This window comes from Kitasatospora sp. GAS1066B, assembly GCF_041262605.1.
Lineage (GTDB): Bacteria > Actinomycetota > Actinomycetes > Streptomycetales > Streptomycetaceae > Kitasatospora.
Window position 1 is genome coordinate 73,111 of the sequence record NZ_JBGCCO010000003.1, and the last position, 21,299, is coordinate 94,409.

22 protein-coding genes, 1 pseudogene and 1 riboswitch are annotated in these 21,299 nt (G+C 71.7%); of the genes and pseudogenes, 14 read left to right on the forward strand and 9 right to left on the reverse strand.

The annotated features are described in order from the left end of the window. Positions 1 to 23 precede the first annotated feature (23 nt). Together ABH937_RS03705 and ABH937_RS03710 are read right to left on the reverse strand one after the other, a co-directional pair. Positions 24 to 560 carry an NUDIX domain-containing protein gene (locus ABH937_RS03705; RefSeq protein ID WP_370217203.1) on the reverse strand — a complete coding sequence of 179 codons (537 nt, stop codon included), beginning with the start codon at positions 558 to 560 and terminating at the stop codon, positions 24 to 26. A 120-nt stretch (positions 561 to 680) separates the two neighbouring features. Then, entirely contained in the window at positions 681 to 1,058 is a 378-nt protein-coding gene (locus ABH937_RS03710; RefSeq protein ID WP_370217205.1) for a phage holin family protein, read from the reverse strand. A gap of 58 nt (positions 1,059 to 1,116) precedes the next feature. Between ABH937_RS03710 and ABH937_RS03715 the strand changes: the two genes are divergently transcribed. From ABH937_RS03715 to ABH937_RS03735, 5 genes are all read left to right on the forward strand, one after another. Then, the gene (locus tag ABH937_RS03715; protein WP_280691240.1) at positions 1,117 to 1,434 is read left to right on the forward strand and encodes a cupin domain-containing protein; all 318 of its coding nucleotides are present in this window, start codon (positions 1,117 to 1,119) and stop codon (positions 1,432 to 1,434) included. A gap of 37 nt (positions 1,435 to 1,471) precedes the next feature. Then, positions 1,472 to 2,143, forward strand: coding sequence for a thiaminase II (gene tenA, locus ABH937_RS03720; protein ID WP_370217206.1), 672 nt, complete (start codon positions 1,472 to 1,474; stop codon positions 2,141 to 2,143). Positions 2,144 to 2,330: 187 nt separating this feature from the next. Then, positions 2,331 to 2,531, forward strand: coding sequence for a DUF5326 family protein (locus ABH937_RS03725; protein ID WP_280691242.1), 201 nt, complete (start codon positions 2,331 to 2,333; stop codon positions 2,529 to 2,531). 194 nt (positions 2,532 to 2,725) lie between these two features. Then, positions 2,726 to 3,424, forward strand: coding sequence for a VC0807 family protein (locus tag ABH937_RS03730; RefSeq protein ID WP_280691243.1), 699 nt, complete (start codon positions 2,726 to 2,728; stop codon positions 3,422 to 3,424). Positions 3,425 to 3,456: 32 nt separating this feature from the next. Continuing rightward, a complete protein-coding gene (locus ABH937_RS03735; RefSeq protein WP_280691244.1) occupies positions 3,457 to 4,467 on the forward strand; it encodes a hypothetical protein in 1,011 nt (336 codons plus the stop codon). A gap of 69 nt (positions 4,468 to 4,536) precedes the next feature. On the opposite strand, the gene ABH937_RS03740 is transcribed toward ABH937_RS03735, so the two are convergent. Further along, positions 4,537 to 6,024 carry a flotillin family protein gene (locus tag ABH937_RS03740; RefSeq protein WP_280691245.1) on the reverse strand — a complete coding sequence of 496 codons (1,488 nt, stop codon included), beginning with the start codon at positions 6,022 to 6,024 and terminating at the stop codon, positions 4,537 to 4,539. Positions 6,025 to 6,245: 221 nt separating this feature from the next. Next, on the reverse strand, positions 6,246 to 6,452 hold the full coding sequence (locus tag ABH937_RS03745; protein WP_280691246.1) for a hypothetical protein: 207 nt from the start codon (positions 6,450 to 6,452) through the stop codon (positions 6,246 to 6,248). A gap of 161 nt (positions 6,453 to 6,613) precedes the next feature. Next, a riboswitch (TPP riboswitch) is annotated at positions 6,614 to 6,759 on the forward strand. On the opposite strand from ABH937_RS03745, the gene thiC reads away from it, so the two are divergent. The 3 genes from thiC (at position 6,754) to ABH937_RS03760 (ending at position 11,424) form a co-directional block, all read left to right on the forward strand. Further along, entirely contained in the window at positions 6,754 to 8,577 is a 1,824-nt protein-coding gene (gene thiC, locus ABH937_RS03750; protein WP_370217209.1) for a phosphomethylpyrimidine synthase ThiC, read from the forward strand. Its footprint overlaps the riboswitch before it by 6 nt. A gap of 197 nt (positions 8,578 to 8,774) precedes the next feature. Beyond that, a complete protein-coding gene (locus ABH937_RS03755; protein ID WP_370217210.1) occupies positions 8,775 to 9,176 on the forward strand; it encodes a hypothetical protein in 402 nt (133 codons plus the stop codon). 340 nt (positions 9,177 to 9,516) lie between these two features. After that, a complete protein-coding gene (locus tag ABH937_RS03760; RefSeq protein WP_370217211.1) occupies positions 9,517 to 11,424 on the forward strand; it encodes an ice-binding family protein in 1,908 nt (635 codons plus the stop codon). Between the two features lie 76 nt (positions 11,425 to 11,500). On the opposite strand, the pseudogene ABH937_RS03765 reads toward ABH937_RS03760, so the two are convergent. Continuing rightward, a pseudogene (locus ABH937_RS03765) lies at positions 11,501 to 11,763 on the reverse strand (DNA mismatch repair protein MutT); the annotation flags it as partial. 66 nt (positions 11,764 to 11,829) lie between these two features. Between ABH937_RS03765 and ABH937_RS03770 the strand changes: the two are divergent. The 3 genes from ABH937_RS03770 to ABH937_RS03780 all read left to right on the forward strand — a co-directional run bounded on the left by ABH937_RS03770 (position 11,830) and on the right by ABH937_RS03780 (position 14,134). Further along, the gene (locus ABH937_RS03770; protein WP_280691250.1) at positions 11,830 to 12,057 is read left to right on the forward strand and encodes an AbrB/MazE/SpoVT family DNA-binding domain-containing protein; all 228 of its coding nucleotides are present in this window, start codon (positions 11,830 to 11,832) and stop codon (positions 12,055 to 12,057) included. A 37-nt stretch (positions 12,058 to 12,094) separates the two neighbouring features. Next, complete coding sequence (locus tag ABH937_RS03775; protein WP_280691251.1) at positions 12,095 to 12,493, forward strand: type II toxin-antitoxin system VapC family toxin; 399 nt, start codon at positions 12,095 to 12,097, stop codon at positions 12,491 to 12,493. 255 nt (positions 12,494 to 12,748) lie between these two features. Then, positions 12,749 to 14,134 (forward strand): glycoside hydrolase family 10 protein, encoded by a 1,386-nt coding sequence (locus ABH937_RS03780; RefSeq protein ID WP_370217213.1) that lies wholly within the window; start codon positions 12,749 to 12,751, stop codon positions 14,132 to 14,134. A 30-nt stretch (positions 14,135 to 14,164) separates the two neighbouring features. On the opposite strand, the gene ABH937_RS03785 is transcribed toward ABH937_RS03780, so the two are convergent. Both ABH937_RS03785 and ABH937_RS03790 read right to left on the reverse strand, forming a co-directional pair. Continuing rightward, complete coding sequence (locus ABH937_RS03785; protein ID WP_370217214.1) at positions 14,165 to 15,775, reverse strand: glycoside hydrolase family 10 protein; 1,611 nt, start codon at positions 15,773 to 15,775, stop codon at positions 14,165 to 14,167. 257 nt (positions 15,776 to 16,032) lie between these two features. Beyond that, complete coding sequence (locus tag ABH937_RS03790; RefSeq protein WP_280691253.1) at positions 16,033 to 16,341, reverse strand: antibiotic biosynthesis monooxygenase; 309 nt, start codon at positions 16,339 to 16,341, stop codon at positions 16,033 to 16,035. Between the two features lie 98 nt (positions 16,342 to 16,439). On the opposite strand from ABH937_RS03790, the gene ABH937_RS03795 reads away from it, so the two are divergent. Together ABH937_RS03795 and ABH937_RS03800 are read left to right on the forward strand one after the other, a co-directional pair. Further along, on the forward strand, positions 16,440 to 17,411 hold the full coding sequence (locus ABH937_RS03795; RefSeq protein ID WP_370217215.1) for a GlxA family transcriptional regulator: 972 nt from the start codon (positions 16,440 to 16,442) through the stop codon (positions 17,409 to 17,411). A gap of 51 nt (positions 17,412 to 17,462) precedes the next feature. Then, positions 17,463 to 19,181 carry a DUF885 domain-containing protein gene (locus ABH937_RS03800; RefSeq protein WP_370217216.1) on the forward strand — a complete coding sequence of 573 codons (1,719 nt, stop codon included), beginning with the start codon at positions 17,463 to 17,465 and terminating at the stop codon, positions 19,179 to 19,181. Between the two features lie 74 nt (positions 19,182 to 19,255). Here the strand turns inward: ABH937_RS03800 and ABH937_RS03805 are convergent, their stop codons facing one another. Both ABH937_RS03805 and ABH937_RS03810 read right to left on the reverse strand, forming a co-directional pair. Then, a complete protein-coding gene (locus ABH937_RS03805) occupies positions 19,256 to 19,840 on the reverse strand; it encodes a MarR family winged helix-turn-helix transcriptional regulator (RefSeq protein ID WP_370217217.1) in 585 nt (194 codons plus the stop codon). Between the two features lie 85 nt (positions 19,841 to 19,925). Continuing rightward, on the reverse strand, positions 19,926 to 20,402 hold the full coding sequence (locus ABH937_RS03810) for an NUDIX domain-containing protein (protein ID WP_370217218.1): 477 nt from the start codon (positions 20,400 to 20,402) through the stop codon (positions 19,926 to 19,928). 211 nt (positions 20,403 to 20,613) lie between these two features. Here ABH937_RS03810 and ABH937_RS03815 point away from each other — a divergent pair, with 211 nt between their 5' ends. Continuing rightward, entirely contained in the window at positions 20,614 to 21,273 is a 660-nt protein-coding gene (locus tag ABH937_RS03815; protein ID WP_280691258.1) for a helix-turn-helix transcriptional regulator, read from the forward strand. Positions 21,274 to 21,299: the final 26 nt, after the last annotated feature.

The following is a 21,299-nucleotide window of genomic DNA, read 5'->3' on the forward strand; positions in this document are numbered from 1 at the left end:
GCAGGCCGAGCAGCCCGAGCAGCTCAGCCCAGGTCGGCGGCGAGCATCGCCCGCACGCCCTCGATGTTGGCAGCCAGGTAGGCCCGGAGCGAGGGCGGCACCAGGTTGACCGAGGTGACGCCCTCGCGGGTGAAGGGCAGCCGGACGATCTCGTACTCGCCGCGCGGCTCGTCCACCTCGGGGCCGTGCCGCAGCGCCGGGTCCAGCGCGGCCAGCCGGCAGACGAAGAAGTGCTGCACCTTGACCCCGTGCGGGTGGGCCGGGGAGCCGTCCTCGTGGTGCGCGTGCGCGACGGTGTCCACGAAGGCCGGGACCACGTCGACCACCTTGCCGCCCAACTCCTCGTCCACCTCGCGGTGCAGGGCGTCGGTCACGCTGCGGTCGGCCGGCTCGACCCCGCCGCCCGGCGTGATCCAGTACGGGTGGCAGCCGGGCCTGGTGCGCTTGATCACGATCAGTTCGGCCGGACCGTGCCAGGGGTCGTCGGCCGACAGGTCGAGCAGGATCGCCCGCGCGGTGCGCTTGACCACGGGACGGGGGTGGGGAGTCACCTCGGCCACTCAGGTCACCTCCGGATGCCTGTTGTGCCTCAGCATCCCTCGGCCCGGCGGGGACGAAACTCGCACGGACGGACGAACTGACCGCGCGCGGACGGCCGGCCGGGTGCGGTCACCCCGCGCTCAGTCCTCGTCACCGACCGCCAGGTGCAGGCCCCAGGCGACCAGGCTGATGATCAGCGAACCGAGCAGCGCCGGCAGGAAGCCCTGGACGTGGAAATCGAGCTTCAGCCGGTCGGAGGCGAACGAGGTGAGCCAGAGCATCAGCGCGTTGATCACGAAGGTGATCAGGCCCAGCGACAGGATGAAGAGCGGGAACGAGAAGAACTTCACCAGCGGCTTGATCAGCCAGTTCACCACGCCGAAGATCAGGGCGACGGCGATCACGGTCAGCGTCTTCTGCTGCCAGTCACCACCGGACAGGGTGATCCCGTTGACGATCCAGGCGGCCACCCAGATGGCGGCCGCGTTGATGAGGGTCTTGACCACGAAGTGCTTCATGCCCCGCATGGTCGCAGGCCAGGGCGGCCGCTGAAAAGCACCCGAGGAGGAGCAGCTGATGAAGGTCTTCCGGCTCGACGAGTTGGACCGGCACCGGGCCGAGGAGCAGGGCGCCTATCTGCGCTTCCTGAAGGAGCGCACCATGTCGGCCGGCCTGTACGCGCTGGCACCCGGCGAGCTCGACACCCAGTCCGCCCACCAGCAGGACGAGCTGTACCAGGTGGTCAGCGGCCGGGCCTACCTGACCGTGGGCGAGGAGACCTGCACGGTGGCGCGCGGCACCGTGGTCTTCGTGCCGGCCGGGGTGCCGCACCGCTTCCACCACATCACCGAGGAGCTGCGGGTGTTGGTGGTCTTCTCACCGCCCGAGACGTGAACCCTGGCAGTCGTGGGCCGGACATAGGGTCGTGGGCATGACCCAGACCCTGACCGAGGAGCTGTGGGCCGAGACCGTCGCGCCCGTCTACGCCCAGATCCTCTCCCACCCGTTCCTGGCCGGCCTGACCGACGGCACGCTGCCCCGCGCCGCGTTCCGCCACTTCGTCGTCCAGGACTCGCACTACCTGCGCGACTACGCCCGGGCGCTGGCCGGCTGCGCGGCCAAGGCGACGGGCGAGGCCGAGGTGCGGGCCTTCGCGGACGACGCGATCGGCGCGCTCGCCGCCGAGCAGGGGATGCACGCGGAGTTCCTGGAGGCCTTCGGACAGAGCGCCGAAGCGGCTGCCGCCGAACCGGTGCTGCCCACCACCCGGGCCTACACCAGCTACCTGCTGGCCACCGTGCACGGCGGTTCCTTCGCCGAGGCGGTGGCCGCCGTGCTGCCCTGCTACTGGGTCTACGCCCGGGTCGGCGAGCAGTTGCTGGCCGCCTCCTCCCCGGACCCGCTCTACGCCCGGTGGATCGCGGTCTACGGCGACGAGGCCTTCCAGTCGGTGGTGCGCCGGGTGCTGGAGCTGACCGACCGGCTCGGCGAGCAGGTCTCGCCCACCGAGCGGCGCCGGATCCACGAGCACGTGCGCACCACCACCCGGTACGAGTGGATGTTCTGGGACGCTGCCTGGCGCGGCGAGCAGTGGCCCGTGTGAGCCCGGCAGCGTGGTTGTAGGAGGCCGATAAGGGCGACCCTGAGGTCCCTCCCTCAGGGCCGTATCCGGGTTCTCTCAGGGGCTTGAACCCTCGTTTCCGCTTCGGGGCCCTCGTACGATCGAAGTACCGAAAGCGGACGGGACGCGGCACCAAGGGCCGACCCGAAGGGGAAGAAGAGGTACGGACATGGCTGAGATCTGGAAGTCGCTGCCCTCCTGGGTTCGCAACATCGTCGTCCCGATCCTGGTGCTGATCATCGCGTTCAACGTGCTCGGAATCGTCTTCAGCGTGATCAGCTCGCTGGTCTGGTTCGCGGTCAAGGCCCTGGTGGTGGTCGGCATCGCAGCCGGAGTGGTGATCCTGGTCAAGCGGGCGGCCAAGGGCTGACCCGCAACGCCGCCTCCGCTCCGGCGCCCGTCCCTGCTCGGCAGGGAGCGGGCGCCGCGGCGTTTCGTGACAACCGACGGCCGCCGCCGTGACAGCTGTCATGCGGCACCGGCGACACAAGGCACTGACGGCGGATCAGCTCGGATCGGCAGAATCTCCCTTGTCACCAGGCAGGACAACGGGAGGAACGGGCCATGAGCGAGACCACCATCACCGAGGCGGCACCGGTCGGCAAGCAGCGCAGCCCACTGGCGAGCGCACTGCTGCCGCTGGTGGTGGACGTCGCGGTGCCGCTGGCGACCTACTACCTGGCGCACTCGGTCTTCGGTCTGAGCCTGGTCTCCGCGCTGATCGTCAGCAGCGTCGTGCCGGCCGTGCGCACCGTCTACGGGCTGGTCCAGGGACGGGCGGCTGGGGGCACCTCCCGGCCGAAGGCCGGGGGAGGGCTGGCCGGCCTGATGCTGCTGGTCAACGTGGCCGGCATCGTCACCACCTTCCTCACCGGCGACCCGCGGCTGATGATCGCCAAGGACGGCCTGGTGAGCAGCGCGATCGGCGTCGGGATCCTCTTCTCCGCGCTGCGTGGCAAGCCGCTGATGGCGGTGGGCCTGCGCCCCTTCCTGACCGGTGGGAAGCCCGCCCGGGAAGCCGCCTGGGACCGGCTGTGGGTCGAGTCGGCGGAGTTCCGGCGCTACGCGCTGCGGCACTCGGTGATCTGGGGCGGCGCGCTGATGCTGGAGTGCGTGGCCCGGGTGGTCGGCGCCTACACCCTGCCGCTGACCACCATGGTCTGGCTGCCCACCGTCTTCCTGATCGGCGCGATCGGGCTGGCCTCGGTGGTCTCCGGCCCGTGCACCGAGCGGATGAAGAAGCTCATCACCGAGCAGGCCTGACCAACCACCACACCGGAGCGAGGAGAGAGAGCATGCGCGGCAAGGGCATCAACTACGACACCGGCTTCGCTCCGGGCGGCGGGCTCTCCCGGGAGGAGTTCGACCCGGCCGTGGTGCGCGAGGAACTGCGGGTGATCGCCGAGGAGTTGCACTGCACCGCAGTGCGGATCAGCGGCGCCCATCCCGAACGGATGGAACTGGCGGCCGAGTTCGCCGCCGGGTACGGCCTGGAGGTGTGGTTCGCGCCGTTCCCCTGCGACCTGGCGGCCGAGGAGCTGCTGCCGTACTTCGCGGACAGCGCCCGCCGGGCCGAGCACATCCGGTCGCTGGGCGCCGAGGTGGTGCTGGTGCTGGGCTGCGAACTCTCGCTGTTCGCCGCCGGGTTCCTGCCCGGCGGCGAGTTCGGCGCCCGGCTGGCCGCGCTCGGCAGCACCGATCCGGCGGTGCGCGCGAGCCTCGGGAACGTGGGGTCCGAGCTCAACGCCTTCCTGGCCCGGGCCGCCGGGGTGGCCCGCGAGCACTTCCACGGACGGCTGAGCTACGCCTCGGGCGTCTGGGAGCGGATCGACTGGACCCCCTTCGACCTGGTCGGCGTGGACGCCTACCGGGACGCGGACAACGCCGGACGGTACCGGGAGCAGCTGCGGCACGAGTTCCGGCACGGAAAGCCGGTGGTGGTCACCGAGTTCGGCTGCTGCGCCTACCAGGGCGCCGGCGACCGGGGCGCCATGGGCTGGGCGATCACCGAGGACGACGCCGAGCAGCCCTACGTCACCGAGGAGTTGGTCCGGGACGAGGAGGAGCAGGTGCGCTACCTCCGGGAGCTGCTGGCGGTCTTCGAGGAGGAGGGCGTGGACAGCGCCTTCTGGTTCACCTTCGCCCACTACCGGGCGCCGCACCGCGAGGAGCCCCGCCACGACCTGGACCTCGGGTCCTACGGCGTGGTCGCGCTGCTGCCGCCCGAGGCGCCGCAGGCCCGGCCGGGGCTGGGCTGGCGGCCGAAGCGGGTCTTCGCGGCGCTGGCCGAGGCGTACCGGGTCTGAGCCGTCCGGCTCGGACCCGGCAGTGGCCCGCTCCGCCGGGGGCGGAGCGGGCCACTGCTCGGTTCCTGGTTACGCGCCCGGGTCGGCCTGGACCGGGATCGGGTGCGTGGTGGTGCCGGCGGCCGGCCTGGCCGGCCGGTCGGCCTCCTGCCCCGCCTCGGTGGCCGGGTTCATCGAGCCGAGCAGCTGGCGCGCCAGCCCGAGGCCGGTGCCGCCCATGGTGAGCGCCTTGGCGAACATCTCGCCCATTCCCTCGGCGCCGTTGAGCAGCACCATGTGCTCGACGTTGCCGAAGGCCTCGGCGCCCGCCCGGACGATTTCCGGCCAGTTCTCCGCCAACTGCTGAGCGACCACGGCCTCCTGGTTCTCGGCCAGCGCGGCCGCCCGGGCCTTGATCGCCTCGGCCTCGGCCAGACCCAGCGCGCGGGCCGCCTCGGCCGTCGCCAGACCCTTGGCCTCGGCCGCCGCCGCCTCGGCCTGACCGGTTGCCTTGGTGGCCTCGGCGGAGGCGAGCCCCCGGGCCTTGGTCGCCTCGGCCTCGGCCTGCGCGGCGATCTTCACCCGGTTCGCCTCGGCCGCGGCCTTCAGCTCGGTCTCCCGGGCCTGCGCCTCGGCCGCCGAGATCCGCGCGTCGCGGTCGGCCTCGGCCTTGGTGCGGGTCTCGTAGGCGCGGGCGTCGGCCGGCTTGCGCACCTCGGCCTGCAACTGCTGCTCCTTGCGGTGACCCTCCAACTCGGCGACCTTGGTCTCCTGGACCACGACCTCCTGCCGGGAGGCGGCCTGGGCCAGCGGCCCGGCCTGCAGCGCCCGGGCCGCCGCGGTATCCATCTCCGCCTGGTAACCAGCCTGCTGGATCCCCGAGTTGCGGGTCGCCTCGGCCTTGCGGGCGAAAGCCTCCTGCTCCGCCTCGGTGGCCTCGCGGTCGGCCGCCGCGGCGGCGATGCGGGCATCGCGCTGGACGGCGGCGGCGTGCGGGGCGGCCAGGTTCTTGATGTAGCCGGTGGGGTCCAGGATCTCCTGGATCTGCAACGAGTCGATGATCAGACCGAGCTTCTCCATCTCGGTGCCCGAGGCGGCCCGGGTCTCACCGGTCAGCCGCTCGCGGTCCCGGATCATCTCCTCGACGGTCAGCCCGCCGACGATGGAGCGCAGGTGTCCGGCGAAGACGTTGTGGACCCGCTGGCCCATCATCTTCTGCTGGTCCAGGAAGCGTCGTGCGGCGTTGGCGATCGACACCGTGTCGTCGCCGACCTTGAAGATCACCACACCCTTGACCTGGACCGGAATCCCCTGGCTGGTCACGCACTCGACGTCCAGGTCGGCCTCGTTGAGGTCGAGCGAGAGCTTGCGGACCACCTGGATGCCGGGCGTGACGAGCGTCCCCCGCCCGGTCACCACCCGGAATCCGAGCCCGTCGGCGAGCCCCTCGGTGCGGTGCCTGGAACCGGAGATGATCAGTGCCTCATTCGGCTCGGCGACCCGCCAGCACAGCTTGAAGAGCACGATCAGGACCACGATGGCCGCGGCGACGATCCCCGCGATGGTGCCGATCAACATCGGCCGTATCCCCCTTCAGAGCACACCGCTCCGTGGCTGCGCTCGGTTGTGCAGGATTGCGCGGAACGCGGTGGCGAGTCGAGATTGTGCGCCTGTTTCGATCACATGGGAAGTCTGACGCGGCGTGTCCGACACACCTGTCACAGGTCGTCACCCGGCGTGGCCGGCGGCGGCCGGAAAGCGACGCAGTGTGGCGCCCGACCTCCCGTGGTCGCCGCGGTTCAGGACAGGGCGGGGGCCACGTAGACCGTGCGCGGTGGCTGGTACTCGACCACCACGACCTGGGTGCCGACCGGCAACGGCTCACCCGGCAGCGCGAGGTAGGCGAGGAAGGCTTCGCTGCCCTGACGCTCCGGCACCAGCAGCATCACCTCACCGACCAGCCCCGTTCCCACCTTGCCGGTCACCCGTCCCGTGTAGCCGATCATCCGACCGCTCCCCCCGTTGCGTTCCCGTGGTCCTGCCGATCTCCCAGTCTGGCGCACCGTCCGATCGGCGCCCCTGCCGGGCCGCTCCGCGTTGTACGACCCCCTACTGGACCACCGCCCGAGGCTCCGGCTACCGTTGGCACATCTTTGGGCAGGCAAGTCCGCCTGCCAACGGGAGCTCGGAGCACCGGGCTGAGAGGGCGCTGAAGGGCCCGTGGCCGTCACCTGGCCATGGACCGACCGCTGCGTCGACCGCAGGAACCTGGACCGGGTAATGCCGGCGTAGGGAGTAGAAGGTCTGATGACCGTTTTTGATGACGCACGTCCGGATGCGGAAACCGCCGGCACCACGGTGACCAGCGCGTCCACCGGCTACCCGACACCGGCCTGGCACAAGGCCTACCGCGAGGGCAGCCGCCCCGACCTGCGGGTCCCCTACCGCGAGGTCCAGCTCACCAACGGCCGCACCGTCCCGCTGTACGACACCTCGGGGCCGTACACCGACGCCGCCTACGAGGCCGACGTGCGCCGCGGCCTGCCCCCGCTGCGCGACCCGTGGATCCGCCAGCGCGGCGACGTCGAGGAGTACGACGGCCGCGAGGCCCGCCCCGAGGACGACGGGATCAAGCACACCGCGCCGCGCGGCGGGAACCTGCGCAACCTGGACGCCGTCTTCCCCGGGCGCCCGCGCCGACCGCTGCGCGCCCGCGACGGCGTGGCCGTCACCCAACTCGCCTACGCCAAGCGGGGGATCATCACCCCCGAGATGGAGTTCATCGCGCTGCGCGAGGGGCTGGAGGCCGAGTTCGTGCGCGCCGAGGTGGCGCGTGGCCGGGCCGTCATCCCGCTGAACGTGAACCACCCCGAGGTCGAGCCGGCCATCATCGGCACCAACTTCCTGGTGAAGATCAACGCCAACATCGGCAACAGCGCGGTCACTTCCTCCATCGAGGAGGAGGTGGAGAAGATGACCTGGGCCACCCGCTGGGGCGCCGACACCGTGATGGACCTCTCCACCGGCCGCAACATCCACACCACCCGCGAGTGGATCCTGCGCAACTCCCCCGTGCCGATCGGCACCGTGCCGCTCTACCAGGCACTGGAGAAGGTCGACGGCAAGGCCGAGGAGCTGAGCTGGGAGGTCTACCGCGACACCATCATCGAGCAGTGCGAGCAGGGCGTCGACTACATGACGGTGCACGCCGGCGTGCTGCTGCGGTACGTCCCGCTGACGGCCCGTCGCAAGACCGGCATCGTCTCGCGCGGCGGCTCGATCATGGCCGCCTGGTGCCTGGCGCACCATCAGGAGAACTTCCTCTACACCAACTTCGAGGAACTCTGCGACATCCTGCGCGCCTACGACGTCACCTTCTCGCTCGGTGACGGCCTGCGCCCCGGCTCGATCGCGGACGCCAACGACGAGGCGCAGTTCGCCGAACTGCGGACCCTGGGCGAGCTCGGCCGGATCGCGCGCGAGCGCGACGTGCAGGTGATGATCGAGGGCCCGGGCCACGTCCCGATGCACAAGATCAAGGAGAACATGGACCTCCAGCAGGAGATCTGCGACGAGGCCCCGTTCTACACGCTCGGCCCGCTCACCACCGACGTGGCGCCCGGCTACGACCACATCACCTCGGGCATCGGCGCCGCGATGATCGCCTGGTGGGGCACCGCGATGCTCTGCTACGTCACGCCCAAGGAGCACCTGGGCCTGCCCAACCGCGACGACGTGAAGACCGGCGTGATCACCTACAAGATCGCCGCCCACGCCGCCGACCTCGCCAAGGGCCACCCCGGCGCCCAGCAGTGGGACGACGCCCTTTCGGACGCCCGCTTCGAGTTCCGCTGGGAGGACCAGTTCAACCTGGCCCTGGACCCCGAGACGGCCCGTGCCTTCCACGACGAGACGCTGCCGGCCGAGCCCGCGAAGACGGCGCACTTCTGCTCGATGTGCGGGCCGAAGTTCTGCAGCATGAAGATCAGCCAGAAGATCCGAGCCGAGCACGGCGAAGGTTCGACCGCCGTGAACACCGAGTTCGACGCCGAGGCGCTGGCCGGCATGGCCGAGAAGTCGGCCGAGTTCGCGGCCCAGGGCAACCGGGTGTACCTCCCGCTGGCGGACTGATCCGGGAGCCACAGCAGGCGCTGTACTGGGAGGTCGGAGGGGAGCTCCCAGTACAGCGCCGTGTCATATGCCGGGCCGGTGGGCGGTGGCGATTGCCCCGATCCGGTCGGATGCGCCCAGACGGGGAACAGGCGCATCGTTTCTGCGGCCTCTTCGTTTCCCGGAATATGAGCGCTCTAAGGAACCCGCTCGGCGAAATGCCGCACCTGGGCGGAGACAGCGGCCCCGCCACCGTGGCCGAACGCTGCCATGCCGCGAGCGGCCTGATCAGGACCACACTCGGAGAGCTGCGCGAGGAGCTCGGTTACGGACGGCTCGGCAGGTGCGTTCTGGAGGAGACGGCCGAGAGCCTGACCCTGGAGGGGCTCGGCTGGTTCCCGGCCTGGCGCCTGTCGGCGAAGAACGACAGGCCGCACAAGGACCAGGAGCTGTGGGTGTTCGCGCGGGACGGCGGCCTTCGGTGTCAGATCATCTGCGCCATCCAGGAGCCTGACGGCTGCGATGTCCCCGCGGTCCTGGACGGGCTGCTCAACGGTCGGCCCCAGGATCTCTGCCCGGAGGACAAACTCGGCCTGATCCGCGAGATCCTCGACCTCTGACCCGCCCTGATACTCCCCTCGACCTCGCGATTGTTTCCTGAACTGACGTTGGTTACAAGGAACTTGATTACTCAACAGGGGAAATTCAGCGAGCACATCACCCGTTTGGATTTTTAACGGACCATCAGACCTACGAGGCCATTAGTGTGCAGACGAGTGAGTGATGGCACGTCACTGCCACGGCAGGCAACAGCTCAGCGATCTCCCATCCGGTGAGATCTGTGAGCAGGATCGACATGCCGACCGGAATCCTGCGGCTTGACCAGAACTCACCACGTCAGCTCGGAGCCTCCGCAGCGGGGAGTCCGAGTTCAACGGCGGCAAGAAAGGTCTTGCTCTTATGGCAGTGGATGTCATCGTGTCCGCTCCCCCCGGCCGACGGCGCGGACGCACTCGGATCAGGGAAGCTCTCGTCCTGCTCCCCGGATTGGCGTTGCTGGCAACGGGAGTTCTGCATCCCGGCCTCGCGCACGCCGCGGAGGCACCCGTGACGCTGGGAACCGACACCAGTTACGCGGTTCTGGGCGGTTCAACGGTCACCAACACGGGGCCCAGTGTGATCAACGGCGACCTGGGGCTCAGCCCGGGTTCCTCCGTGACGGGCTTTCCGCCGGGCATCGTCAACGGCGCGCAGCACGTCGGTGACGCGCCCGCCCTGCAGGCGCAGTCGGACCTGGTCATCGCGTACGACGACGCGGCCGGCCGAGCGCCCACGGCCAGCGTCGCGGGTGACCTGGTCGGACAGACACTGACATCCGGCGTCTACAAGTCCACCGGGCCACTGGGACTGACCGGGACCGTGACACTGGACGCCCAGGGCGATCCCAGCGCGGTCTTCATCTTCCAGATCGCCTCGACCCTGATCACCGGCTCGGCGAGCAACGTCAGCCTCATCAACGGGGCACAGGCCTGCAACGTGTTCTGGCAGGTGGGGAGTTCCGCCACCATCGGGACCAATTCCTTCTTCAAGGGCAACATCCTGGCCCTGACCTCCATCGCGGCACAGACCGGCACCGTGATCGAGGGCCGGGCCCTGGCGCGCAATGGCGCGGTCACGCTGGACACCAACACCATTACCAGGGCGGCCTGCACCGTCGGTCCGCCCGGGCCGCCCGGCCCGAGCGGCCCGGCCGGACCCAGTGGACCCGCCGGCCCGACGGGCTCGCCCGGCCCGACGGGTGCACCCGGCGCGCCCGGCGCCAACGGTTCGCCCGGTGCTCCGGGTGCTCCCGGGCCCAACGGCGCACCCGGCGTCGCCGGCTCACCCGGTGCTCCCGGTGCGGCCGGTCCGAACGGCGCGCCGGGTGCGCCCGGCTCCCCCGGCCCCAACGGTGCGCCTGGCACCAACGGCTCCCCCGGTGCACCTGGCGCCAACGGTGCTCCCGGTGCTCCGGGCGCTCCGGGCGCTGCCGGGCCCAACGGCGCTCCAGGGGCCAACGGCCTGCCTGGCGCCAACGGCGCACCCGGTGCTCCCGGCCCCAACGGCGCACCCGGAACCAACGGGTCACCCGGCGCCAACGGCGCTCCAGGGGCCAACGGCCTGCCCGGCGCCAACGGCTCACCTGGTGCTCCCGGCCCCAGCGGCGCACCCGGCCCGAACGGCCTGCCCGGAGCCAACGGCTCCCCCGGTGCTCCCGGCGCCAACGGTGCACCCGGCCCGAACGGCCTGCCCGGAGCCAACGGCTCGCCCGGAGCCAACGGCGCACCCGGCCCGAACGGCCTGCCCGGAGCCAATGGCTCCCCCGGCGCCAACGGCCTGCCCGGTGCCAACGGAGCACCTGGTGCTCCCGGTGCTCCCGGCCCCAACGGGCTGCCAGGCGCCAACGGCGCACCCGGGGCTCCCGGCGCTCCCGGGGCTCCCGGCGCTCCCGGGGCTCCCGGGGCCAGCGGTGCTCCCGGAGCTCCCGGCCCGGCCGGACCGGCTGGGCCTGCCGGACCCCCTGGACCCGCCGGCCCTCCCCAGATTCCGGGGGAGCACGGCGGACATGGCCAGGGAGGCCCTGGACAGGGTGATCACGGGAAGGGCCAAGGCGGTTACGACCAGGGTGACCACGCGACGGGCCCGGGTGGTCACGACCAGGGTGACCACGGGCAGCATCCGAGCAAGTCGAAGCAAGAACTCGCTGCGACAGGCGCAGGTGAATCGATCGGCCTTGCAGTCGGCTCGCTGGTCATGCTGACGCTGGGAGGCTTGGCCATCTTCCTCATGAGGAGGAGCCGAGGAGGCGCAGCCGGTCGACGGCACTAGCCCATCAGGAGTCTGACCGCAGGCTGCCGCCCGTGGCTCGGGAGTGTCATGCTCCCGAGCCACGGGCTTTGCGGGGTCACCGTGCCACTGTCGGAGCCCCGCCCGGCCACGAGTCCAGGGAGACACTGGGCCCGTTGTTGAGGTAGCTGACCAAGGCCGTGTCCGTGGTGGACACGGCCTTGATCTGGGATGGGCGTCGGTCCTCACCCACGCAACCTCCGAGTGCTTCTCGGATTCCCCGTTCGTGAGGTCACCCGACCACCGATGAGCGGCGAACACGACGGTCAAAAAGCCGTTGGGTGCCTCGACCCCTTGGGCTCCGTGGATCACGTGGGCCAAGAAGTCGGCAGCCATAACGGGCGTAGTATTACGTAGTAGAGGTATTACGGGATACCGGAGGCTGCGATGCGACTCAACAGCAAGGGGCAGGTCACCATCCCTGCGGACCTCCGCGAGAAGTGCGGTCTGCGCCCCGGCGATGAGGTGGACGTGATCGAGGAGGGCGGCGTCCTGCGGATAGTGCGCCGGGTCGGGGACGCCACCCATGGGCAGCGGCTGGCACGGCGGATGAGGGGCAGCGCCGCCACCGGTATGTCCACCGACGAGATCATGGGACTGCTACGTGGCGAGTAGCCGGCTGACGTTGGTGGAGCGGGGCCGGGACCGACCGGTGACGCTGGTTGATTCGTGTGTGCTGCTGGATCTGATGACGGACGATCCCTCCTGGGCCGACTGGTCCGAGGCTGAGCTGGCCAAGGCTCAGGACGCGGGGCAGGTCGTGATCAATCCGATCGTGTACGCGGAGGTTTCGGTGGCCTACGCGGCGATCGAGGACCTGGACGCGGTGCTGCCTGCTGCGGAGTTCACCCGCGAACCGCTGCCTTACGAGGCGGGGTTCCTGGCTGGGAAGGCATTTCTGCAGTACCGGAAGCGGGGCGGTCAGAAGACCGCGCCGCTGCCCGACTTCTACATCGGTGCGCATGCTGCTGTCCGGGGCTATCGGCTGCTCACCCGCGATGCCGCGCGCTACCGCACCTACTTTCCGACCATCGAGCTGCTCTGTCCCTGACCGGGTTTGCTGCCGGTCACGGTGTGTCGCACCGCAACCCGTCCTGCGCCCAGCATCCTGAGCGGCATGCTCCCTAGCCGCAGAACACCCGGCCCCCGACCAGCGCCGAACATCGGCAGGCGCCGAGCGCTCCGCGCCCTCCTGCTCGGTGCGGCCTCGGTGACCAGTGCCGGTCGGTCGTCAGCCTGGGCGCGTAGCAGGGACGCCCGGGCCGCGCCGCCGGATCGTGAGCTGCGCGGGGTGTGGATCGCGTCGGTGGCGAACATCGACTGGCCGGCGGCGCCGGGGCTGTCCGCCGACCGGCTGCGCGCGGACTTCGTCGGCCAGTTGGACCACTGCCGGGCGATCGGGCTGAACGCGGTCTTCGTGCAGATCCGGCCGACGGCCGACGCCTTCTGGCCCTCGCCGTTCGAACCGTGGTCCCAGTGGCTGACGGGAACTCAGGGACAGGACCCGGGCTGGGATCCGCTGGCCTTCATGGTCGACGCCGCCCACGAGCGCGGCTTGGCGTTCCACGCCTGGTTCAACCCGTACCGGGTGGCGATCCAACCCGACCGTGCCAAGCTGCTGCCCAGCCACCCCGCCCGGCGCCACCCGGACTGGACCGTGCGCTACGGCGGCGGGCTCTACTACAACCCCGGTGTTCCGGCGGCCCGCCGTTTCGTGGAGCGGGCCATGATGGACGCCGTCACGCGCTACGAGATCGACGGCGTCCACTTCGACGACTACTTCTACCCGTATCCCGTGGCGGGACAGGACTTCCCGGACGACGACGCGTTCGCCAGCTACGGGGCGGAGTTCACGGACCGGGCCGCCTGGCGGCGGCACAACGTGGACCTGCTGGTCCGCGAGATGCGTGACCTGGTGCGGGCGGCACGCCCCGAAGCGGCTTTCGGCGTCAGCCCGTTCGGCGTCTGGCGCAACGTCCGCAGCGACCCGGCGGGCTCGGACACCTCGGCCCGGGCGGAGTCCTACGACGCCCTCTACGCGGACACCCGAAGTTGGATCCGCAACGGCTGGCTCGACTACGTCGCCCCGCAGTTGTACTGGTACATCGGCTACGCCCCGGCCGACTACCGGGTGTTGGCCACGTGGTGGGCCGAGCAGACCGCCGGGACCGACACCCAACTCTGGATCGGCCAGGCCGTCTACCACGTGGGCGCGCCCGAGCAGCCGGCGCCCTGGCAGGACCCGGCCGAGCTCTCCCGGCACCTCGCGCTCGACGACGCGCTGCCGCAGATCGGCGGCACCATCCTGTTCAGCGCCACCGATGTCCGGGCGGACCGGCTCGGCGCGATCAGGAAGCTGGCGGCGGAGCACTGGCAACGGCCGGTGCTGGGCCCCCTGCTGCCCCGCCTCGCCACCGGACCGGTGCCGAGCCGACCGACCGTCGGCCTGGTGTCCGACGATCAGGGCCGGGCACGGTTGATGTTCCAGCACGCAGCCGGCGAGTCGCCGTTCCAGTACGCCGTCCACCGCTCCGACACCGCCACCGGCACGGCCGTCCTGATCGCCGTCGTCCCGGGTGGGACCGACTCCCTCGCCCTCCCCGGTGCCGGTCCCGCCTGGTACACGGTCGCCGCTGTCGATCGCGCCGGCCGGCTGGGCCCGACCAGCCCACCAGTCGCTCTGCAAAGCTGAGTTGACGTAGCGTCAGGCCACGGAAGCTCCTCATCCGGGTAGCCACAGCGGTGTGCTGGTGGGACCTTCGCGGCCGGCCCGGTCGACGCTGGTGGCGGCGTACCAGGCACGTGGTGCGCCGGCCGGCGGGCGGTACTGGTCGACGGTGAGGGCCGGCAGCAGGGCGGTCAGCCGGGTGGGATCGGCCGGTGGGGTGGGTCCGGGGTCGCTGTCATAGCGGTAGACGGCGTACTGGAACGGCCGGGTGTTCCGCTCGGCCCGGGGGCACGGCGTGATCCGCAGGGCGTGCAGGTCGGCGGTGGGGGACAGGATGGGTGGGCCGGGTGGGGCGGCGTGTGCGAGGCGGGGCAGCAGGGGGCCCAGCACCGGGCGCTGCCAGTGGTCGGCGGCGAGTCTCCTGATCGCGCCGATGCGGTCGACCTGGACGCTGCGGGCGCTGAAGAAGATGTCGCCGCCGATGGCGGGCAGGGTGGCGTTGACGGCGAGGTGGCGGGAGAGTTCGGCGGGGTCCTGCCAGGGGCCGGGGCGTTCGGGCGCGCCGGGGCGGGAGGCGGACTGGCCGATCCACAGCTGGGTGTCGGTGCCGGCCATCTGCTCGGCCCACCAGGGCGCGAGGACCGCGTAGTCGGCGAGGTCGTAGCCGATGAACCAGTAGAGCTGGGGGGCGAGGTAGTCCACCCAGCCCTTGCGGGCCCAGCCGAGGGTGTCGGAGTACTGGCTGTCGTAGCTCTGCACGAGGGCGGTGGTGTCCGAGCCCGCCGGGTCGTCGCGGGCGTTGCGCCAGACGCCGAACGGGCTGACGCCGTAGACCGCTTCGGGGCGGGCCGCACGGACGAGGTCGCGCGTCTGGCGGACCATCAGGTCGATGTTGTTCCGCCGCCAGGCGGCGCGGTCGGTGAAGCCCTGACCGTGGGCGGCGAACGCCGCCGCGTCGGGGAAGGCAAGCCGGCCCGCCGGATACGGGTAGAAGTAGTCGTCGAAGTGGACACCGTCGATGTCGTAGCGACTGACGGCGTCCATGATCGCGCGCTGGACGAACTCGCGGACGGCGGGGATCCCGGGGTCGTAGTAGATCTCGCCGTTGTAGACGACCGCCCACTCGGGGCTGCGGCGGGCCGGGTGGCTGGGCAGCAGCTTGGCGCGGTCCGGTTGGATCGCCACCCGGAACGGGTTGAACCAGGCGTGGAACGCCAAGCCGCGCTCGTGGGCGGCGTCGACCATGAAGGCCAGCGGATCCCAGCCCGGGTCCTGTCCCTGAGTTCCCGTCAGCCACTGGGACCACGGTTCGAGCGGCGAGGGCCAGAAGGCGTCGGCCGTCGGCCGGACCTCCACGAACACCGCGTTGAACCCGATCATCCGGGCCTGGTCGAGCAGTTCGACGAAGTCGGCCCGCAGTTGCTCCGCGCTCAGGCCCCGGTGCCGCGGCCAGTCGATGTTGGCCAGGGACGCGATCCACAGCCCCCGCAACTGGCGCTTGCCGGCGCCGCCGGCGGCAGCCTCCTGCCCGAGCACTCCGCCGAGGCGGATCGCGGCGGCAGCGGGGTGCCCGGCGACGGCCTCAGTGACGGCCGCGGTGATCGCCGCCCCCAGCCCGGCCAGCACCGCCCGGCGACCGGAGTGGCGGACGTAGGGCAGATCCACCCGGCTGCTCCTCCCTGGAACGGGCCGCGCCAAGACTGGCCTGCCGGCGCTCACCAGGGCTATCCCCGCGCCTGCTCCGCCGCTCAACACCACGGGGGCCGAGGGGCACGGACGTTCACCGGAACGGGAGGAAAACACCGCCGAACGACCTAACACCTCCAGGCGCGGACCGGGCGGTGAACCACGCCGTCCGGCCGGGCCCGCCGAGGTGCTGCTCACCTGGCGGACCCGGCCGAGGGGGACGGCGACTACGGCTACTACGGCAGCTTGACCGCCAGCACGTCGACCGGCACGATCTCCGGCTCCTGGGCGAGCAGCCGCGGGGCGGCGGCGAAGAGGGCCTTGGCGATCTCGCCCTGCACGTGGGCCTGGCGGCCCTCGTCGCTGCCGAAGGCGTCGAAGATGCCGAAGGTGGTGGGGCCCAGGCGCAACGCGAACCAGACGGTGGTGCCGGCCTCCGCCTGGGCCAGCGGAAGGGCGCCGGTCAGGAACTCGTTGAGTTCTTCGACGTGCTCGGGCTTGGCTTCCAGGCGGACGAGCAGACCGACGCGCGGGGTGGTGGTCATGGGGTTTCCCTTCGGGTACTGGCTGGTGTGATCAACCTATGAGCGCAGCCACCAGGCCCCCCAGTGGCGGATGCGACACATCCCTTACCGTTTCCGACATGAAGATATCGGTGCTGGTGGTCGATGGCGTCTTCGACTCGGGCCTTTCCTCGGTACTCGACGTCCTGCAGACCGCCAACGAGCTGCGCGGCGAGTTGCCCCAGCCACCGCCGGCCTGGGAGGTGACGCTGATCCGTCCGGACGCCACACCCGTGCGCACCGCCGCCGGACACGCGGTCACCGCGGTCACGCCCGCCGAGGCCGCCCCGCCCGAGCTGCTGATCGTGCCCGGGGTCGGCCACAAGCAGCCCGAACCGCTCGTCGCCTGGCTCGACGCGCCCGAGCGGCTGCCGGCCCGCGAACTGCTCGCAGCCGCCCACGCGGACGGCGTGCGGCTGGCCGCGGCCTGCACCGGCAGCTTCCTGCTGGCGGACAGCGGCGTGCTCAACGGTCGGCCGGCGACCACCAGTTGGTGGCTCGCGCCGGTCTTCCGGCGCCGCTATCCGCTGGTCGAGCTGGACGAGAGCCAGATGGTCACCCGGGCCGGTGACATCACCACCGCCGGCGCCGCGATGGCCCACCTGGACCTCGCGCTGGCCCTGGTCCGCGACCGCAGCCCACTGCTGGCCGACCTCGCCGCCCGCTACCTGGTGGTCGACTCCCGTCCCACCCAGGCCAGTTACGCGATACCGGGGCACCTGGCCCGGACCGACCCGACCGTCGCCGCATACGAGCGCTGGGTCCGCGAGCACCTCGACCAGCCGTTGCGGATCGCGGACGCGGCCCGCGCGCTCGGCACCAGCGAACGCACCCTGCAGCGGGCCCTGGACCGGGTGCTCGGCGTCTCCCCGCTGCGCTTCGCCCAGCGGGTGCGCCTCGAACAGGCGGCCCACCTGCTGCGCACCACCGACCTGCCGACCGACACGGTGGCCCGCCGGGTCGGCTACGAGAACGCCAGCACCCTCACCACCCTGCTGCGCGAGCGGCTGGACACCACCCCGGGCCGGCTCCGCCGCTCGGCCGGCGGCTGACCCGGCCGAATCGGCCTGACAGAGCCCCGGCGGCTGCGCCAGGATGATCCCATGGCAGACGAGACCCTCACCCCGCGCCGGATCGCCGACGACTACGTGGCCCGGATGGTGGCCCACGACCCATCCACCGCAGCCTGGTTGGGCGAACGAGTGGGGGAGGACCGGCAACCGGGGCTGTCGCCGGAGTGGTTCGAGGCGGGCGCCGAACTGGCCCGCGGCGCGCTGGCGGCGCTGGACGGGGTGCCGGTGCTGGACGGGGTGCCGGCACCGGACCAGCGGACGGTCCTCGGCGCAAAGGACCCGGTGGAGGCCGACTGCGCGCGCCTGCTCCGCGAGCGCCTGACGGCCGAGCTCGCCTGCCACGAGGCGGGCGACCACCTGCGGTCGGTGCGCGCGATCAACGCGCCGTTCCAGACGCTGCGGAACATCTTCACGCTCTCGCCCACCGAGACGGACGCCGACTGGGCGAACGCGGCCGGCCGGCTGCGGGCGCTGCCGGGTGCGCTGGACGGCTACCGGCAGACGCTGCGCGCGGGAGTCGGGCACGGGCTGCTCTCCGCCCCGCGCCAGGTCGACGCGGCGATCCGCCAACTGACCGCCTGGACCGGCGAGGACAGCGGCGGGCCCAGCTGGTTCACCGGCTTCGTCGCGGACGGGCCCGAGCGCCGGCGCGCCGAGCTGGACCGCGACGCACTCACGGCCACCGCCGCGATCGCGGAGTTCCGCGACTGGCTGCGCACCGACTACGCCCCGCTGACCGTCGAGGTGCCGGACGCGGTCGGGCGGGAGACGTACCTGCGCTCCGCCCGCCGGGCCACCGGCGCCGACCTGGACGTGGCCGAGGCGTACGAGTGGGCGTGGAGCGAGTTCCACCGCACGCTCGCCGAGATGCGGGTGGCGGCCGAGCAGGTGCTGCCGGGTGCCGGCGTGCTGGCGGCGATGAACCACCTGAACGAGCACGGCCACGTGATCGAGGGCGAGGAGGGCATCCGGGCCTGGCTGCAGGAGCTGATGGAACGGGCGATCGAGGACCTGGACGGCACCCACTTCGACATCGCGGGGCCGCTGCGCCGGGTGGAGACCCACATCGCGCCGCCCGGCAGCTCGGTGGCCCCGCACTACTCGGGCCCCAGCCTCGACTTCAGCCGCCCGGGACGCACCTACCTGCCGGCCCTGGGCCGCACGGTCTTCCCGACCTGGCAGCTGGTCAGCACCTGGTACCACGAGGGCGTGCCAGGCCACCACCTGCAGCTGGCCCAGGCGGTGACGCTGCAGCACCGGCTGAGCCGCTACCAGGTGACCCTCGGCAAGATCAGCGCCAACGTCGAGGGCTGGGCGCTGTACGCCGAGCGGCTGATGGACGAGCTGGGCTTCCTCACCGACCCGGCGCACCGGCTCGGCTACCTGGACAAGCAGATGCTGCGGATCATCCGGGTGATCATCGACATCGGCATGCACCTGCGGCTGGAGATCCCGGCCGACTCGCCGTTCCACCCGGGCGAGCGCTGGACCCCGGAGCTGGGCACCGCGTTCATGGCCGCCTACCACGGCAGCCCGGCCGCCCGTCGCCACGGCGAGATCGAGCGCTATCTCGGCTGGCCGGGCCAGGCGATCGGCTACAAGCTCGGCGAGCGGGCCTGGCTGCGCGGCCGCGAGCAGGCCCGGCGGTGGCAGGGCGCGGACTTCGACCTGAAGGCCTGGCACATGGCGGCGCTCTCCCAGGGCTCGCTCGGCCTGGACGACCTGGCGGCGAGCCTCGCCGTCCTCTGAGCGGCGCGTCAGGAGCAGCTGACCCGGGCGCCAGGAGCGGCTGAGCTTCCGTCAGCGCGAGCCGCCCGGCTCGCTCAGCGCAGCACGTCCTCGGTCTGCTCCAGGTAGTGCTCGAGCCGCTGCTGGTTCTCCACCACCCGCAGGCACAGGTGCCGCAGCGCGGTGAGGTCGGCGGGGGTGAACCCCTGGAACACCCCCGCCATCGCCCGCTGGGTCGGCAGCCGGAAGGTGTCGAGCCAGCCGCGGCCGGCCGGGGTGATCCGGGTGAGCACCGAACGACGGTCGTGCGGGTCGGGGATCCGCTCGGCCAGGCCCTCCCGCTCCAACGTGTCGACCAGGCCGGTGACGTTGCGCGAGCTGACGTCGGCGGCCCGGGCGAGGTCGCCGATGCTCAGCGCCTCGCCGGTGGTGGCGCCCAGCCGGATCAGGATGTCCAGCGCCCCGGCGCTCAGGCCGCGCCCCTGGGCGCCCCGGGCGCGCAGCCGCTCCACGGCGTGCGTGGCGGCCCGGATCGCCGAGGCCGCCTCCAGCGCCAGGGTGTCGGTGCCGAGCGTGAACTCGGCCAGCACGGTGCGGACTCGGGGATCGAAGAGGCAGTCGTCGGCGTCCTGTGCCAGGCCGCGCGCGGGTGGCTTGGCTGCGTTGTGTACCTGCTTCATAATGAAGCGTTACTTTATTAGCCTCATATGACGGTCCGTCAAGCCTTGCAGGTGAGAGCGTCGCCGACACTCTCGGTCACGGGCCTCACCCGGAGAAACCGAAGGCCGTCTCCCCCTTGCAGGTCAGTGCCAGGGTGAGCCGCTCCTGGTTGGACGCGTCCAGTTCGGGCAGCGCGTCCTGGGCGAACCAGGCCACCTCCAGCGACTCGTCGTCGTTCACCCGGGCCGTGCCACCCACCACCCGGCAGCGGAAGGTGAGTTCGAGGTAGCGGGTCTGGTCGCCGTTCGGGTAGGTGACGGGCGGCGAGACGGTGACCGAGGTGAGCAGCTCGGGCACCACCTCGACGCCGGTCTCCTCCAGGCACTCCCGCGCCGCCGCGTCGGCCGGCTGCTCGCCGGGGTCGATGATGCCGCCGGGCAGTGCCCAGGCCCTGGTGTCCGTGCGCCGGCCGAGCAGCACCCGGTCCTGGTCGTCCAGCACCACCACGCAGGCGGCGGAGAGCCACAGCGGCCGGGTGCCCACCAGGCCACGCAGTTCGGCGAGAAAGGGAGGAATAGCCATGCGCCGAGCGTAGCCGGGCCCGATCTGCCACAGTCCGCCTGCGACCTGCGACAGTCCGCGCGACGGAACCGCGGATCCCCGCCGGCCAGGTGGGCGGACTGGTCTGCGGCGGGTCCGCGCGCCATAGTCTGGCGCCAGGTGTTCCGGTCAACTCCGCCGCACCGCAAGGGTGACGTGGACGCAGTCGCGGGCTCGGGGGAAGGGCGGCCAGATGAACGTCGACGACTCGGAGTCGATGCCGCCCCGGCCGGCGGAGCTGCCCTTGCTCGCGGGAGACGGCCGGGCGGAGGATGCGGCGCAGCGGCTGCTCGGCCAGGAGCCCGAGGTGCTGGCCCGCTACCTGGCGGAACTGCGGGCCATCAACAGCCCGCTGGCCGCCGACCCCGAGGCCTGGCAGCAGTGCGTGGCGCAGGCCCGGCGGATCCTGCTGGACTGCGCGGTGAGCCTGGCCGAGGGCCGGGCGACGGTGACCGGCACCGAGATCGCCGACGTGGTGAACCAGAGCGGCGAGCGGGTCCGCCCCGGCCTGCACCTGACGCACTCGATCCGGGCCGGGATGCTGCTGCTGGACATCATCCTCTCGGCGCTCGCCACCGCGGTCGCCGAGACCGATCCGGCCGGTGCAGCCGAGGCCCTGGCCCCGACCAACCGGGGCCGCCTGTCCGGCCGCGAGGTGGAGGTGCTCGGCTGCGCCGCCCGGGCACTGAGCAACCGTCAGATCGCGGGCCGGCTCGGCATCACCGAGGGCACCGTCAAGCGCCATCTGCGCAACATCTTCGGCAAGCTGGACGCGGTGTCGCGGATCGACGCGGTGAACAAGGCGGTCGAGCGCGAGCTGATCGCCCCACCAGGTCGGCGCGGCGGCGCCTGAAGCCCGGCCGGCGCGGCAGTGCCCGA